Source organism: Kosakonia sp. R1.Fl, from assembly GCF_023516815.1.
Taxonomy (GTDB): domain Bacteria; phylum Pseudomonadota; class Gammaproteobacteria; order Enterobacterales; family Enterobacteriaceae; genus Kosakonia.
In genome coordinates, this window is record NZ_JAMGSQ010000001.1 from 2,902,036 (window position 1) to 2,916,871 (window position 14,836).

Sequence of the window (14,836 nt, forward strand, 5' to 3'; positions counted from 1 at the left end):
TTTTAAAATGAGGAAGAGAGATGATCGCGGAGTTTGAATCACGCATTCTGGCGTTAATAGATAACATGGTGGACCACGCCAGTGATGATGAGCTGTTCGCGGGCGGTTATCTGCGCGGCCACCTGACATTGGCGGTGGCGGAGCTGGAGAGCGGCGATGACCATGCGCCCGAAACCCTGTATGGCAAAGTGACCACCAGTGTGCAAACCGCTATTCAGGCGGGGGAATTATCGCCGCGCGATCAGGCGCTGGTGCTCGGCATGTGGGAAAACCTGTATCAGCAGGCGAAAGCGCACTAAGCCGTTCTTTCCCTCTCCGCTCAGGAGAGGGAAAACATCCACCTCATTTCACCGCTTTACCCTTCAATAACTTTCTGACCCATAAACGATTCGGGTTCATTGCTGCCAGCGTTTCACCGTCCAGCGGGATCGGCTCATTGCTCATTTGCGATGCCAGGATTTCTGCCGCCAGCGGCGCGCTGCAAAGACCTCGTGAACCCAGCGCTCCCAGCATAAACAGGCCGTCATAAACGGGCGCGCTGACGGCTGTTTCGCTGTGTTCTGCGAGGCTCGCATAGGCGCTAAGCGTTGCGTCGTAATCCGCCACGTTGCCGACCATCGGCAGGTGATCGCGCGTGGCGCAGCGCACGCCGCAGCGCGCCTCGCCCGCGCTGACGTCCACCGTTTTGGCCCATGAAGCCTGCGGGAAGCAGTCGAGCAACCGCTGGCGGTTCTGCTGCTGATCGGCTTCGCTGTAGGCGGTTTCCTGCTGACCGCGATGATAACTGGCGCCAATGCAGTGCTGCTGATTGTGCGGGTTTTGCGGCGTCAGATAGCCGTCATAACACAGCACCTGGCGCAACGGGCTGAGCTGAGGCGTGCTGGGAATATGGCTGACCTGGCCTGCCACCGGATACACCGGCAGTTTTTCCGTTTGCGCAAAATGTTGTATGCGGTGCCCGTTGGCCAGCACCACGGCGGCATGCTGGCGTAATTCGCCGCCTTTGATATGCAACTGCCAGTGCTCATCGTCAGCCGTTAATTGCTCAACATCATACCCATAGTGCACCTGTAAGCCCTGTTCACAAGCCAGCGCGATGGCGGCCGCCGTGAGCTGCGCCGGGCAAAGCCAGCCGCCAGCCGGGTAAGTGATGCCACCGCAGCCGGTTTCCACGCCGCAGAGCGCATCGACCTCATTAGCCTCAATGCGCCTGGCGAGTTCCGGGGGCAGATCCAGCGTCAGCATCTGTTCGATTTTGTGTTGGCTTTTTTCATCCCAGCCGAGTTGGGTCACGCCACACCACTGATGATCGAATTCAACGGCAAGCGCGTCGTACACGCGGCGGGCAAAGGTAAAAGCCGCCGGGAAGAAGCGCGCCAGCGCCGGATCGTGGGCGCTGAGCAAAGGATAGAGTGCGCCCTGGCGGTTGCCGGATGCGCCTTCGGCAGGAGCCTCATCGGCGCAATACAGCGTGACCTGCCAGCCGCGACGCAGCAACGCCAGCGACAACAGGGCACTGGCTACACCGCCGCCAATTAACGCTACTTCGCGCTTCTCTGTACCGCTGCGGGCAAACCACGGTGCACGGACTGCAGGCGCTCGCGGGTTTTCCATCTCCCCGGTGAGCATTTCGCGTTTGCGGCCAAAACCTTTGCTTTTGTGCATGGTAAAACCCGCTTCTTGCAGACCGCGCCGGACGAAACCCGCCGAGGTAAAAGTCGCCAGCGTACCGCCAGGCCTTGCAAGACGCGCCATCGCCTGAAACAGATTGGGTGTCCACATGTCCGGGTTTTTGGCGGGCGCAAATCCGTCAAGGAACCAGGCGTCGACGCTCTGGTTGAGCGAATCATCCAGCGTATCGGTCAGGTCGTTGATATCACCGAACCACAAATCGAGCGTCACACGACCGCCATCCAGCAACAGGCGGTGGCAACCGGCAAAGGGCAGCGGCCACTGTGCTTGTAGCTGTTCTGCCCAGTTCGCCAGTTCCGGCCAGTGGGCGTGCGCTTTGCGCAGATCGTCGCGGGTGAGCGGAAATTTTTCAAAACTGATGAAATGTAATCTTTCCAGGGTAGCGTCGGGGTTAACTGCGCGAAAGGCCGCAAACGCCTGCCAGAGGGTAAGGAAGTTCAGACCGGTGCCGAAACCGCTCTCCGCCACCACAAACAGCGGGCGCGGGTGGTCAGGAAAACGCTGTTCAAGACGGTTGCCGCCGAGAAAAACATAACGAGTCTCTTCCAGCCCGTTATCATTAGAGAAGTAGACATCGTCAAAATCTCGGGAAACAGGTGTACCCTCAGCGTTGAATTCCAGGTTGGCGGATTGTATAGCGGTTTGTTTCACGTAAGTTACTCGTCCATCAAGCAGTGTCACGATCTTAACGAGGGACAAAGAAAGGCGCAAATTTCCTCAGAAATTGTCTGATCGGACTTGTTCGGCGTACAAGTGTACGCTATCTTGCGACACGAAACTTAATTAGTGCGACTTTAGGGGTATTGAATGAAACGTGCAGTGATTACTGGCCTGGGCATCGTTTCCAGCATTGGTAGCAACCAGCAGGAAGTCCTGGCATCCCTGCGTGAAGGACGCTCAGGGATCACATTCTCTCAGGAATTCAAAGATTCCGGCATGCGCAGCCACGTATGGGGTAACGTTAAACTGGACACCACTGGTTTGATTGACCGTAAAGTGGTTCGTTTCATGAACGATGCCTCTATCTATTCCTATCTCTCCATGCAGCAGGCGATTGAAGATGCCGGCCTGAAAGACGAGGTTTACCAGAACAACCCGCGCGTGGGCCTGATTGCAGGTTCTGGCGGTTCGTCTAAATCTCAGGTTTTCGGCGCTGATGCAATGCGCAGCCCGCGTGGTCTGAAAGCGGTTGGCCCATATGTGGTCACCAAAGCGATGGCGTCTGCGGTTTCCGCGTGCCTCGCAACACCGTTTAAAATTCATGGCGTGAACTACTCGATCAGCTCCGCGTGTGCCACTTCCGCGCACTGTATCGGTAACGCGGTAGAGCAGATCCAACTGGGCAAACAGGACATCGTTTTTGCCGGCGGCGGCGAAGAGCTGTGCTGGGAAATGGCTTGCGAGTTCGACGCAATGGGCGCGCTCTCGACCAAATACAACGAAACGCCGGAAAAAGCGTCCCGTACTTACGATAAAAACCGTGACGGTTTCGTTATCGCAGGTGGCGGCGGTATGGTAGTGGTTGAAGAGCTGGAGCACGCGCTGGCGCGCGGCGCGCACATTTATGCCGAAATCGTTGGCTACGGCGCGACCTCCGATGGCGCAGACATGGTAGCGCCGTCAGGCGAAGGCGCAGTGCGCTGCATGAAGATGGCGATGCACGGTGTTGATACGCCGATCGATTATCTGAACTCCCACGGGACTTCCACGCCGGTTGGCGATGTGAAAGAACTGGGCGCTATCCGCGAAGTGTTCGGCAACAACAGCCCGGCGATTTCCGCGACTAAAGCGATGACCGGTCACTCTCTGGGTGCGGCTGGCGTTCAGGAAGCGATCTACTCCCTGCTGATGCTGGAACACGGCTTTATCGCCCCGAGCATTAACGTGGAAGAGCTGGATGAGCAGGCTGAAGGCCTGAACATTGTCACTAAACCGATGGATGCCACGCTGACTACCGTGATGTCTAACAGCTTCGGTTTTGGCGGCACAAACGCCACTCTGGTGATGCGCAAACTGAAATAAGTTTGTCTTACCGCGAGAAGGGGAGCCTGAGGCTCCCTTTTTTATTGCCAGCGTTAAACCTTCTTCTGCGGGGCAGCAACGGGCTTTGGCTCTGTCTTGATTGTCGTTGAAGTGACATCTTACCGATCTGGCAGAGGCTGTTTTTATGGTTTCTGGCACGCGCTCTGGCGGCGAAAACCATTCCGCTTTTATTGCGGGGATTTTTATGCGTTGACAACCCGCTACGTTGACAGGCAAACTCCACCCGCAACATTATCCCCGCGATAATGCGTAAGCGTTTAACGTTAACCAACGCGCCTTAATCCTGAAACTCAGGTAGAGGGGGCGTGGTACTTCCAAATCCCGCCTTACTCTGCGTTATGGAGTAATGCATGTCTGCAGAATCACAATCTGTTCGTTCTTCTTCAGCGAATGTCTCGCTGTTTCGCATCGCTTTCGCGGTGTTTCTTACCTATATGACCGTTGGGCTGCCGCTACCGGTGATCCCGCTGTTTGTTCACCACGAGCTCGGCTACGGCAACACGATGGTCGGTATCGCGGTCGGAATTCAGTTTCTTGCTACCGTCTTAACGCGCGGCTACGCCGGGCGGCTGGCGGATCAGTTCGGTGCCAAACGCTCGGCGTTGCAGGGAATGTTTGCCTGCGCGCTGGCCGGTGTGGCGTGGCTTCTCGCTGCGTTATTGCCGGTTGAACCGCTGGCAAAATTCGCGTTGCTGGTGGTGGGGCGTTTAATTCTCGGTTTTGGCGAAAGCCAGTTACTGACCGGAACGCTGACCTGGGGCATGGGGCTGGTTGGCCCGGCGCGTTCCGGCAAAGTGATGTCGTGGAACGGGATGGCGATTTATGGCGCACTGGCGGCCGGTGCGCCGCTGGGGTTATGGATCCACAGCCAGTTTGGTTTTGCGCCGCTTGCCGCGACCACTATCGCGCTACCGTTTATCGCCTGGGCGTTTAACGGCAGCGTGCGCAAAGTACCGGCACATCCGGGTGAGCGCCCGTCGTTGTGGAGTGTGGTTGGACTTATCTGGCAGCCGGGCCTGGGGCTGGCGTTACAGGGCGTCGGCTTTGCGGTTATCGGCACTTTTGTTTCGCTCTATTTCGCCAGCAACGGCTGGGCAATGGCGGGCTTTACCCTGACCGCCTTTGGTGGGACGTTTGTGCTGATGCGCATTCTGTTTGGTTGGATGCCGGATCGTTTTGGCGGCGTGCGGGTGGCGATAGCCTCGCTGATAGTTGAAACCGTGGGTCTGTTGCTGCTGTGGCAGGCGCACGACGCGTGGACGGCGCTGCTTGGCGCGGCGCTAACCGGCTGCGGTTGTTCACTGATTTTTCCGGCGCTCGGCGTGGAAGTGGTGAAACGCGTGCCGCCGCAGGTACGCGGTACGGCGCTTGGCGGTTATGCCGCGTTTCAGGACATCTCGTATGCTGTCACCGGCCCGCTGACCGGCCTGCTGGCAACCTCGCTCGGTTATTCGTCGGTGTTCCTCGCCGGGGCTATCTCGGCGGTGACCGGGATTATCGTGACGTTAATCGCTTTCCGCTCCCGTAAATAGCGCAGAAAACCACAGCAATAAAACTCTTTGCAACCGGTTTCACAAAACAAGCCCGCGATGATGTCATGTCATCGCGGGCTTGTTTATCCTTGGTTCACCATTGAGCGAAAGGAGAGAGATATGTCCGGGTTTAAAGCGGATTTTTTATGGGGTGGCGCTGTTGCCGCGCATCAGCTGGAAGGCGGCTGGCAGGAAGGCGGTAAAGGCGTGAGTGTTGCCGATGTAATGACCGCAGGCGCGCACGGCGTACCGCGTGAGATTACCGACGGCGTGCTGCCCGGTAAAAATTATCCCAACCATGATGCCATCGATTTTTACCATCGCTACAAAGACGACATTAAGCTGTTTGCCGAGCTGGGTTTTAAATGTTTTCGCACCTCCATTGCCTGGACGCGGATTTTCCCGAAAGGCGACGAGCTGGAGCCAAACGAGGCCGGGCTGCAATTCTATGACGATCTGTTCGACGAATGCCTGAAGTACAATATTGAGCCGGTGATTACCCTGTCTCATTTCGAAATGCCTTATCACCTCGTCACCGAATATGGCGGCTGGCGCAACCGTAAACTCATCGACTTCTTTGTCCGCTTCGCCAATGCCGTTTTCACCCGCTACCGCAGCAAGGTGAAATACTGGATGACATTTAACGAAATCAATAACCAGGCCAACTACCACGAAGATTTCGCGCCCTTTACTAACTCCGGGGTGAAGTACCAGCCTGGTGAAGATCGGGAAGTGATTATGTATCAGGCGGCGCACTATGAGCTGGTGGCAAGCGCGCTGGCGGTAGAGGCCGGACATAAAATCAACCCGGATTTTAAAATTGGCTGCATGATCGCCATGTGCCCGATCTATCCGTTAACCTGCGCGCCGGACGACATGATGATGTCGGTGGTGGCAATGCATCGCCGCTACTGGTTTACCGATGTGCATGTGCGTGGTTATTACCCGCAGCATCTGCTCAACTACTTCGCGCGCCGTGGTTTCAAACTCGATATTACCGACGAGGATTTGCAGATCCTCACGCGTGGTCGCGTCGACTATATCGGCTTCAGTTACTACATGTCTTTCGTGACCAAAGCGAAAGAAGATAACCCGCAGCTGGATTACGACGAAACCAAGAGCCTGGTGCCGAACCCGTATGTCAAAGCGTCCGACTGGGGCTGGCAAATCGACCCGGTTGGTCTGCGTTACTCCCTGAACTACTTCTACGACATGTACCAGTTGCCGCTGTTTGTGGTGGAAAACGGCTTTGGCGCGATTGATAAGCCTGAAAGCGACGGCGTGGTCAATGATCAGTACCGCATTGACTATATGCGTAACCACATCAGTGAAATGAAAAAAGCGGTGGTGGAAGATGGCGTTGATTTAATGGGCTACACCCCGTGGGGCTGTATCGATCTGGTCTCGGCGGGCACCGGCGAAATGAAAAAACGTTACGGCTTAATTTACGTCGATAAAGACAACGACGGCAACGGCACGCTGGCGCGCAGCCGCAAGAAATCGTTCTGGTGGTATCAGGACGTGATCAAACATAACGGTGACAATCTGTAAAAGCGAATCCCCTCCAGCGGAGGGGATTTTTTTAACTGAGTAGCCAGAAAAGAAATGCCACGATCAGCAGGGCGATAAAGAAGAAACCCGGACGGGTGGAGATCGCTTTGACCGTCTCTACAATCGGCGCCACGAAGGGGCTGTAAATCGGCTGAATATCACGCACCTCAATCATCCCCGACGCCCGTTCCGTGCGGCGCAAGAACACATGGTTCAGAATATCCTGCACCTGCGCGGTGGTTAACACCGTCTGCGGCGTCGCTTGCCATGTCTGCTGCGCGTATTCGGTGATGCTGCGCATCTCGTTGTTATCCAGCGGTTGCTTCAGCGCCGTCTGGATAACATGCAGCGTTGGCGCGGGATGCGTGCTCAATGTCTGACGCGCCTGTAGCCAGGTCATCAGCGGTGTAAAATGTTTTGCCGGGATCAGTTCGCCGCTTTTCACGCCGGACAGCTCCAGCATCGATTGCCAGATAAGTTTACCCGATTCACCGGTAGCCGCGGTCAGTTTGATAACCGCCTGGTTGAGCGAGTTATGCTCTGCGGGCAGCAGCGGGCGCTCGGTGGAAGGGCGCTGTTGCGGCTGCGGAATCGTGATCTGGTTGTTTTGCAGCATCGTCAGCACCGTTTTCAACTGCTGCGGTGTCAGCTGGCTTAGCGCCGTCTGCCCGAACTGCTGGCGAATAAAATCACTCACTGCCTGGCGATTATTCCCCTGGCTTAACAGCTCCGTCAGCTGTGAAACCATCTGGCGAGTTGTGTGGTTCTGCGTTGCCGTCTCTACGCGCTGGTTGAGGTTCTGTTCCGCCGCCGGAAAATGGCGGGAAAGCAGCGGCGTGTCGTTCTTCAGCCCTAAATCATGCTTAACGCCCGCCCACACTTCCGCGCTCTGCTGTTGGGTCAGCGCAATCAGGCGAATAACCAAACGCTCGAGCACAGTGCGCTGCATCGTGGATAACGGTTGCTCGCCGATATTATTGGCGGCTGGAGCTGGCTCTTGCCCGGGAGGGCGCGCGGGGGCACCCTGAATGGGTTGAATCATGGTTTCCTCTTACTCTCGCGTGGCGGTGGCGGCATTGCGGGTATGCCCGGCCGCGAGATTATGGCACACTTGCGCGCTCAACTCCCGTTCTCAAACAGGTACTGAAGCGTGAAAATCCTTGTTGATGAAAATATGCCTTACGCCCGCGATCTTTTTAGTCGTCTTGGCGAGGTAAAAGCGGTTCCCGGTCGCCCGATTCCCGTGGCGGAACTGGCCGATGCGGACGCCTTAATGGTGCGCTCTGTCACGAAGGTAAATGACGGTTTATTACAGGGCACGGGGATCAAATTTGTCGGCACGGCGACGGCAGGCACTGACCATGTTGATGAGGCGTTTTTGCAGCAGGCGGGCATTGCCTTTTCCGCCGCACCAGGTTGCAACGCGATTGCGGTCGTCGAATATGTTTTCTCCTCGCTGCTGATGCTGGCGGAGCGCGACGGCTTTGCGTTACAGGATCGCACCGTTGGTATCGTAGGTGTCGGCAATGTGGGCGGTCGCCTGCAGGCGCGACTGGAAGCGTTCGGTGTTCGTACATTGCTATGCGATCCGCCGCGCGCCGATCGTGGCGACGACGGGGATTTCCGCAGTCTGGATGAACTGGTGCGCGAAGCCGATGTGCTGACATTCCATACGCCGCTGTTTAAAGACGGGCCGTATAAAACGTTGCACCTGGCGGATGATGCGCTGCTTTCGCGCCTGAAGCCTGGCACTATTCTGATAAACGCCTGCCGCGGGCCGGTGGTCGATAACGCTGCGCTGCTGCAACATTTGCAGGCCGGGCAGGCGCTGAGCGTGGTGCTGGACGTGTGGGAGCCGGAGCCGGATCTGAATGTCGACTTGCTTAACCTTGTCGATATCGGGACGGCGCATATCGCCGGGTATACCCTTGAAGGCAAAGCGCGCGGCACCACGCAGGTGTTTGAAGCCTTTAGCGATTTTCTCGGTAAGCGCCAGCAAGTGGCGCTCGACACGCTGCTGCCCGCACCGGAATTTGGCCGCATTACGCTGCATGGCCCGCTTGATCAGTCAACGCTAAAAAGGCTGGTGCATTTGGTGTATGATGTGCGCCGCGACGATGCGCTGCTGCGAAAAGTAGCGGGCACGCCGGGTGAGTTTGACAAGCTGCGCAAAAATTACCTTGAGCGCCGTGAATGGTCATCGCTGTATGTGCAGTGCGATGACGCCAGCGCCGCTGCGCTGCTGCAACAGCTTGGTTTCAACGCCACGCATAACCCGGCACGTTAATGTCATCTTAATGCTCCCTGCCGAATAGTGCGGCGGGGACGCTTTTTTCCTGGAGTAAATCACCATGTCTGAAGGCTGGAATATTGCCGTTCTCGGTGCCACGGGCGCTGTCGGAGAAGCCTTGCTCGAAACGTTAGCGGAGCGCCAGTTCCCGGTTGGCGAAGTGTATGCGCTGGCCAGAAGCGAAAGTGCCGGTGAAAACCTGCGTTTTGCCGGTAAAACCGTGCGTGTGGAAGATGCCGCCGGGTTTGACTGGACGCAGGCGCAACTGGCCTTTTTCGTCGCGGGAGCACAGGCTTCGGCGACCTATATTGAAGAGGCGACCAACGCGGGTTGTCTGGTGATCGACACCAGCGGTCTGTTTGCTCTGGAACCGGATGTGCCGCTGGTGATGCCGGATGTTAACCCGTTCGTACTGGCGGATTACCGTAATCGCAACATTATTGCTGTGCCGGATAGCCTCACCAGCCAATTGCTGGCGGCGCTAAAACCGCTGATTGATGAAGGTGGTTTATCACGCGTGAGCGTAACGTGCCTGCTGTCCGTTTCCCGCAACGGTAAGCAGGCGGTGGACGCGCTGGCCGGGCAGAGCGCCAAGCTGCTGAACGGTATCCCGATTGATGAAGACGACTATTTTGGCCGCCAGTTAGCGTTCAACATGCTGCCGCTGCTGTCAGACAGCGAAGGTAGTGTGCGTGAAGAGCGGGTTCTCGTCGATCAGATGCGCAAAATTTTGCAGGACGAAGGACTGATGATCTCGGCGAATTGCGTACAGTCGCCGGTCTTTTACGGCCATGCGCAGATGGTGAGCTTTGAAGCGATTCGTCCACTGGCGGCGGAAGAGGCACGCGATGCGTTCAGCCGCTTTGAAGATATCGCGCTCTCTGAAGTGGGTGAGTTCCCGACCCAGGTCGGCGATGCCTCCGGCCAGGCGCACCTTTCTGTCGGTTGCGTGCGTAACGATTACGGTATGCCGGAGCAGGTGCAGTTCTGGTCGGTTGCCGATAACGTACGTTTTGGCGGTGCGCTGATGGCGGTGAAAATCGCTGAAAAATTGGTTCAGGAGTATCTGTACTGATGCAGGACGAGCTGAAAGCGCCGGTCTACAAAATTGCGCTTGGCATTGAGTATGACGGCAGCAAGTATTACGGCTGGCAGCGTCAGCAGGAAGTACGCAGCGTGCAGGAGAAGCTGGAGAAAGCGCTCTCGCAGGTGGCTAACGAGCCCATTAACGTGTTCTGCGCCGGGCGTACCGACGCAGGCGTACACGCGACCGGCCAGGTGGTGCATTTTGAAACCACGGCGCTGCGCAAAGACGCGGCCTGGACGCTGGGTGTAAATGCGAATTTGCCTGGTGACATCGCGGTACGTTGGGTCAAAGATGTCCCGGATGATTTCCATGCGCGTTTTAGCGCCACGGCTCGCCGTTACCGCTACGTCATCTACAATCATCGTTTGCGCCCGGCGGTGCTCGGTCACGGTGTGACGCACTATCACCAGCCGCTGGACGCGGAGCGCATGCACCGTGCGGCGCAGTGTCTGCTCGGTGAAAACGACTTTACCTCGTTTCGCGCGGTGCAGTGTCAGTCGCGTACACCGTGGCGCAACCTGATGCATATCAACGTCAGTCGTTACGGTGCTTATATTGTGGTCGATATCAAAGCCAATGCCTTTGTACATCATATGGTCAGGAATATTGTCGGCAGCCTGATGGAAGTAGGCGCCCACAACCAGCCGGAGAGCTGGATAGCAGAGTTGCTGGCGGTAAAGGACAGAACGCTGGCGGCAGCAACGGCGAAAGCGGAAGGGCTCTATCTGGTGTCGGTGGATTATCCCGCGCGCTTTGAGCTTCCCGCTGCGCCAATGGGCCCGCTGTTCCTGGCGGACTAGTCGCAATTTAAAAAGGCATAACCAGACATGGACTTAATACACTTCCTTATTGATTTCATCCTGCATATTGATGTGCACCTGGCGGAGCTGGTAGCGCAATACGGCATCTGGGTTTACGCCATCCTGTTCCTGATCCTGTTTTGCGAAACCGGCCTGGTGGTGACGCCTTTTTTGCCGGGTGACTCGCTGCTGTTTGTCGCCGGTGCGCTGGCCTCGCTTGGCACCAACGATCTGAATGTCCATATGATGGTGGTGCTGATGTTGGTTGCCGCGATTGCGGGCGATGCGGTGAACTACACCATTGGACGCTTGTTCGGCGAGCGTTTATTCAGTAATCCGGATTCAAAGATTTTCCGTCGCAGCTATCTCGATAAAACGCATCAGTTTTATGAGAAGCACGGGGGAAAAACGATTATTCTGGCGCGTTTTGTACCGATCGTGCGCACTTTTGCACCTTTTGTCGCCGGTATGGGGCATATGTCCTATCGCCACTTCGCGCTGTTCAACGTCGCTGGTGCGCTGCTGTGGGTATTACTGTTTACCTACGCAGGCTATTTCTTTGGCACCATTCCGGCGATTCAGGAGAATCTTAAGCTGCTGATTGTGGGAATTATCGTGGTGTCTATACTTCCCGGAGTGTTTGAAGTTATTCGTCATCGTCGCGCCGCGTCGCGACAGGCAAAATAAGAAGTCAGTGGCGGTTCGACCACTTTTTTATCCCAAGTTGCGAACCGTTATGTTTTAATGTGCACCATTTATGGGCTACCAGGTTCATGTATAAAGGTTATCAATGAGCTGGATTGAAAGAATTAAGAGCAACATTACCCCCACCCGTAAGGCGAGCATTCCTGAAGGCGTGTGGACAAAATGCGACAGCTGCGGCCAGGTGCTGTATCGCGCCGAGCTGGAGCGTAACCTTGAGGTCTGCCCGAAATGTGACCACCACATGCGGATGTCAGCGCGTAATCGCCTGCATAGCCTGCTGGATGAAGGTTCACTGGTAGAACTGGGTAGCGAACTTGAGCCTAAAGATGTGCTGAAGTTCCGCGATTCCAAAAAATACAAAGACCGTCTGGCGACAGCGCAGAAGGAAACCGGCGAGAAAGACGCGCTGGTGGTGATGAAAGGCACGCTGCACGGCATGCCGGTTGTGGCCGCGGCGTTTGAGTTCGCCTTTATGGGCGGCTCCATGGGTTCGGTTGTCGGCGCGCGTTTTGTGCGTGCGGTCGAGCAGGCGCTGGAAGACAACTGCCCGCTTATCTGCTTCTCCGCTTCCGGCGGTGCGCGTATGCAGGAAGCGCTGATGTCCCTGATGCAGATGGCGAAAACCTCTGCCGCGCTGGCGAAAATGCAGGAGCGCGGTCTGCCGTATATTTCCGTGCTGACCGACCCGACCATGGGTGGCGTTTCTGCAAGCTTCGCGATGCTGGGCGATCTGAACATCGCTGAACCGAAGGCGTTGATTGGTTTTGCCGGTCCGCGTGTTATCGAGCAGACCGTGCGTGAAAAACTGCCGCCGGGCTTCCAGCGCAGCGAGTTCCTGATCGAAAAAGGCGCAATCGATATGATTATCCGCCGTCCGGAACTGCGTCTGAAGCTGGCGCGTATTCTGGCGAAGCTGATGAATCTGCCGTCGCCGGAACCGGAAGATACGCTGACGGGCACGGTGATGCCGTCACCGACCGATCAGGAAGGCGAAGCCTGATAATACCGAAGGGCAGAGCCAACAGGCTCTGCCCTTTTGCTTTTCAAACCGTACATTATTAACGGGCATCATGGACACAAAACGCATTCCGCAAGCCACGTCGCCCCTGGCCGCGTGGCTTTCTTATCTGGAAAACCTGCACAGTAAAACCATCGATTTGGGCCTTGAGCGCGTAAGCCAGGTGGCGGCGCGTCTTGATGTGCTCCGTCCCGCGCCGTTTGTCTTTACCGTTGCCGGAACCAATGGCAAAGGCACGACCTGCCGCACCCTGGAATCTATCCTGTTGGCTGCGGGTTATCGCGTCGGCGTTTACAGTTCGCCACATCTGGTGCGTTACACCGAGCGCGTGCGCGTACAGGGCGATGAGCTGCCCGAGAGCGCGCATACTCACTCGTTTGCCGAAATTGAAGCGGTGCGTGGCGATATTTCGTTGAGTTATTTTGAATACGGCACCCTGTCGGCGCTGTGGCTGTTTAAACAGGCGCAGCTCGATGTGGTGATCCTCGAAGTCGGCCTTGGCGGTCGCCTGGATGCGACAAATCTGGTCGATGCCGATGTCGCCGTTGTCACCAGCATTGCGCTTGATCATACCGACTGGCTGGGACCGGATCGTGAAAGTATTGGCCGCGAAAAAGCGGGGATCTTCCGCGCCGGGAAACCGGCGGTGGTGGGCGAACCGGACATGCCGCACACCATTGACGCGGTGGCGCAGGAAAAAGGCGCGCACCTGCTGCGTCGCGGTGTGGACTGGCAGTATGAGGTGGGCGCTGATAGCTGGTGTTTTCGTGATGCGCAGGGCGAGCTGAACGGATTACCGCTACCGCAGGTGCCGCAGCCAAATGCCGCAACGGCTGTAGCCGCGCTGCGCGCCAGCAAGCTGGCGGTGAACGAGCAGGCTATCCGCGACGGCATCGCCGGGGCGATTTTACCCGGACGCTTCCAGATTGTGAGCGAGTCGCCGCGTCTCATCCTCGATGTCGCGCATAATCCTCACGCGGCAGGCTATCTTGCCGGGCGTCTTTCCGCACTACCGAAAACCGGACGCGTGCTGGCGGTGATTGGCATGCTGCATGATAAAGACATCGCCGGAACGCTTGCCTGTCTGGAGCCGGTGGTCGATAGCTGGTATTGTGCCCCTCTGGAAGGGCCGCGCGGTGCGACAGCGGAACAACTGCTGGAACATCTGCAAACCGGTCGTGCATGGCCGGATGTCGCGCAGGCCTGGCAGGCGGCAATGGCGGACGCTGACGCCTGCGATACCGTGCTGGTGTGTGGCTCGTTCCACACGGTGGCGCATGTCATGGAAGCGATGGAAAAAGCGGGGAGAACCGGTGGCAAGTAAGTTTCAGAACCGTTTGATGGGTACCATTGTGCTGGTCGCGCTCGGGGTGATTATTCTCCCCGGGCTGCTCGACGGGCAGAAAAAGCATTACCAGGATGAATTCGCGGCAATTCCGCTGGTGCCGAAACCCGGCGATCGCGATGAGCCGGATATGATGCCTGCGGCAACGCAAGCGTTACCGGCGCAGCCGCCGGAAGGCGCTGCGGAGGAGGTGCGCGCCGGAAACGCGGCTGCGCCATCGCTGGATTCGTCGCGCCTGGCGGCAAACGACAACCCGGACCCGGAAGTGAGCAGTACACCGGCAGAACAGCCCAAACCAAAACCTGTCGAGAAGCCGCAGCCAAAACCGCAACCGCAGCAGCAGGCACAACCGCCAGCCGCGCGTGAGCAGCAGACGGCGGCCAGCGACGCGCCGGCGAAAGCGCAGGAAGATAAATCCGTGCCGACCGGTAAAGCGTATGTGGTGCAACTGGGCGCGCTGAAAAACGCCGATAAAGTGAATGAAGTGGTGGGCAAATTGCGTGGCGCGGGATATCGCGTTTACACGTCGCCGACGACGCCGGTTCAGGGTAAAATCACCCGCATTCTGGTGGGACCGGATGCATCACGGGACAAGCTAAAAGATTCGCTCGGCGAGCTTAAACAGATCTCAGGTTTAAGCGGCGTCGTCATGAACTATAGCGCGAATTAATGGCTCAACTTTGCCTCACTTGTTGAGGTAAGCGGGCGAGGGAAGCCAGTAATTACTACGCCCGAAGAGGCCAAAGTTCCGATGGCGTTGAATATTTTTTCAG

General features: G+C 57.1%; 13 protein-coding genes. 11 read left to right on the forward strand and 2 right to left on the reverse strand.

Translation table 11 applies throughout. From position 1 onward, the window contains the following. Positions 1–20: 20 nt before the first annotated feature. The gene (locus M8Q36_RS13665) at positions 21–299 is read left to right on the forward strand and encodes a YfcL family protein (RefSeq protein ID WP_020454568.1); all 279 of its coding nucleotides are present in this window, start codon (positions 21–23) and stop codon (positions 297–299) included. A gap of 43 nt (positions 300–342) precedes the next feature. On the opposite strand, the gene mnmC is transcribed toward M8Q36_RS13665, so the two are convergent. Further along, positions 343–2,343, reverse strand: coding sequence for a bifunctional tRNA (5-methylaminomethyl-2-thiouridine)(34)-methyltransferase MnmC2/FAD-dependent 5-carboxymethylaminomethyl-2-thiouridine(34) oxidoreductase MnmC1 (gene mnmC, locus M8Q36_RS13670; RefSeq protein WP_249881241.1), 2,001 nt, complete (start codon positions 2,341–2,343; stop codon positions 343–345). A 156-nt stretch (positions 2,344–2,499) separates the two neighbouring features. Here mnmC and fabB point away from each other — a divergent pair, with 156 nt between their 5' ends. From fabB to M8Q36_RS13685, 3 genes are all read left to right on the forward strand, one after another. Then, positions 2,500–3,714 carry a beta-ketoacyl-ACP synthase I gene (gene fabB, locus M8Q36_RS13675; RefSeq protein ID WP_200550317.1) on the forward strand — a complete coding sequence of 405 codons (1,215 nt, stop codon included), beginning with the start codon at positions 2,500–2,502 and terminating at the stop codon, positions 3,712–3,714. 371 nt (positions 3,715–4,085) lie between these two features. Further along, positions 4,086–5,267, forward strand: coding sequence for an MFS transporter (locus tag M8Q36_RS13680; protein WP_249881242.1), 1,182 nt, complete (start codon positions 4,086–4,088; stop codon positions 5,265–5,267). Positions 5,268–5,387: 120 nt separating this feature from the next. Further along, entirely contained in the window at positions 5,388–6,818 is a 1,431-nt protein-coding gene (locus M8Q36_RS13685) for a 6-phospho-beta-glucosidase (protein WP_249881243.1), read from the forward strand. Positions 6,819–6,849: 31 nt separating this feature from the next. Here M8Q36_RS13685 and flk read toward each other — a convergent pair whose 3' ends face one another. Further along, on the reverse strand, positions 6,850–7,857 hold the full coding sequence (gene flk / locus M8Q36_RS13690; protein ID WP_249882775.1) for a flagella biosynthesis regulator Flk: 1,008 nt from the start codon (positions 7,855–7,857) through the stop codon (positions 6,850–6,852). A gap of 111 nt (positions 7,858–7,968) precedes the next feature. Between flk and pdxB the strand changes: the two genes are divergently transcribed. The 7 genes from pdxB (at position 7,969) to dedD (ending at position 14,733) form a co-directional block, all read left to right on the forward strand. Beyond that, the gene (pdxB, locus tag M8Q36_RS13695) at positions 7,969–9,105 is read left to right on the forward strand and encodes a 4-phosphoerythronate dehydrogenase PdxB (RefSeq protein ID WP_249881244.1); all 1,137 of its coding nucleotides are present in this window, start codon (positions 7,969–7,971) and stop codon (positions 9,103–9,105) included. Between the two features lie 64 nt (positions 9,106–9,169). Next, positions 9,170–10,183 (forward strand): aspartate-semialdehyde dehydrogenase, encoded by a 1,014-nt coding sequence (locus tag M8Q36_RS13700; RefSeq protein WP_249881245.1) that lies wholly within the window; start codon positions 9,170–9,172, stop codon positions 10,181–10,183. After that, on the forward strand, positions 10,183–10,995 hold the full coding sequence (gene truA / locus M8Q36_RS13705) for a tRNA pseudouridine(38-40) synthase TruA (protein ID WP_017458628.1): 813 nt from the start codon (positions 10,183–10,185) through the stop codon (positions 10,993–10,995). Before M8Q36_RS13700 ends, truA begins: the two co-directional genes overlap by 1 nt. Before the next feature lie 27 nt (positions 10,996–11,022). Then, positions 11,023–11,682: a DedA family protein gene (locus tag M8Q36_RS13710; RefSeq protein WP_017458627.1), complete on the forward strand. Its 660-nt coding sequence runs from the start codon at positions 11,023–11,025 to the stop codon at positions 11,680–11,682. A 103-nt stretch (positions 11,683–11,785) separates the two neighbouring features. Then, positions 11,786–12,700, forward strand: a complete 915-nt coding sequence (gene accD / locus M8Q36_RS13715) for an acetyl-CoA carboxylase, carboxyltransferase subunit beta (protein ID WP_020454558.1) — start codon at positions 11,786–11,788, stop codon at positions 12,698–12,700. A 70-nt stretch (positions 12,701–12,770) separates the two neighbouring features. Beyond that, entirely contained in the window at positions 12,771–14,042 is a 1,272-nt protein-coding gene (gene folC, locus M8Q36_RS13720; protein ID WP_249881246.1) for a bifunctional tetrahydrofolate synthase/dihydrofolate synthase, read from the forward strand. After that, positions 14,032–14,733 carry a cell division protein DedD gene (dedD, locus tag M8Q36_RS13725; protein ID WP_249881247.1) on the forward strand — a complete coding sequence of 234 codons (702 nt, stop codon included), beginning with the start codon at positions 14,032–14,034 and terminating at the stop codon, positions 14,731–14,733. The genes folC and dedD overlap by 11 nt, the downstream gene beginning before the upstream one ends. Positions 14,734–14,836 lie beyond the last annotated feature (103 nt).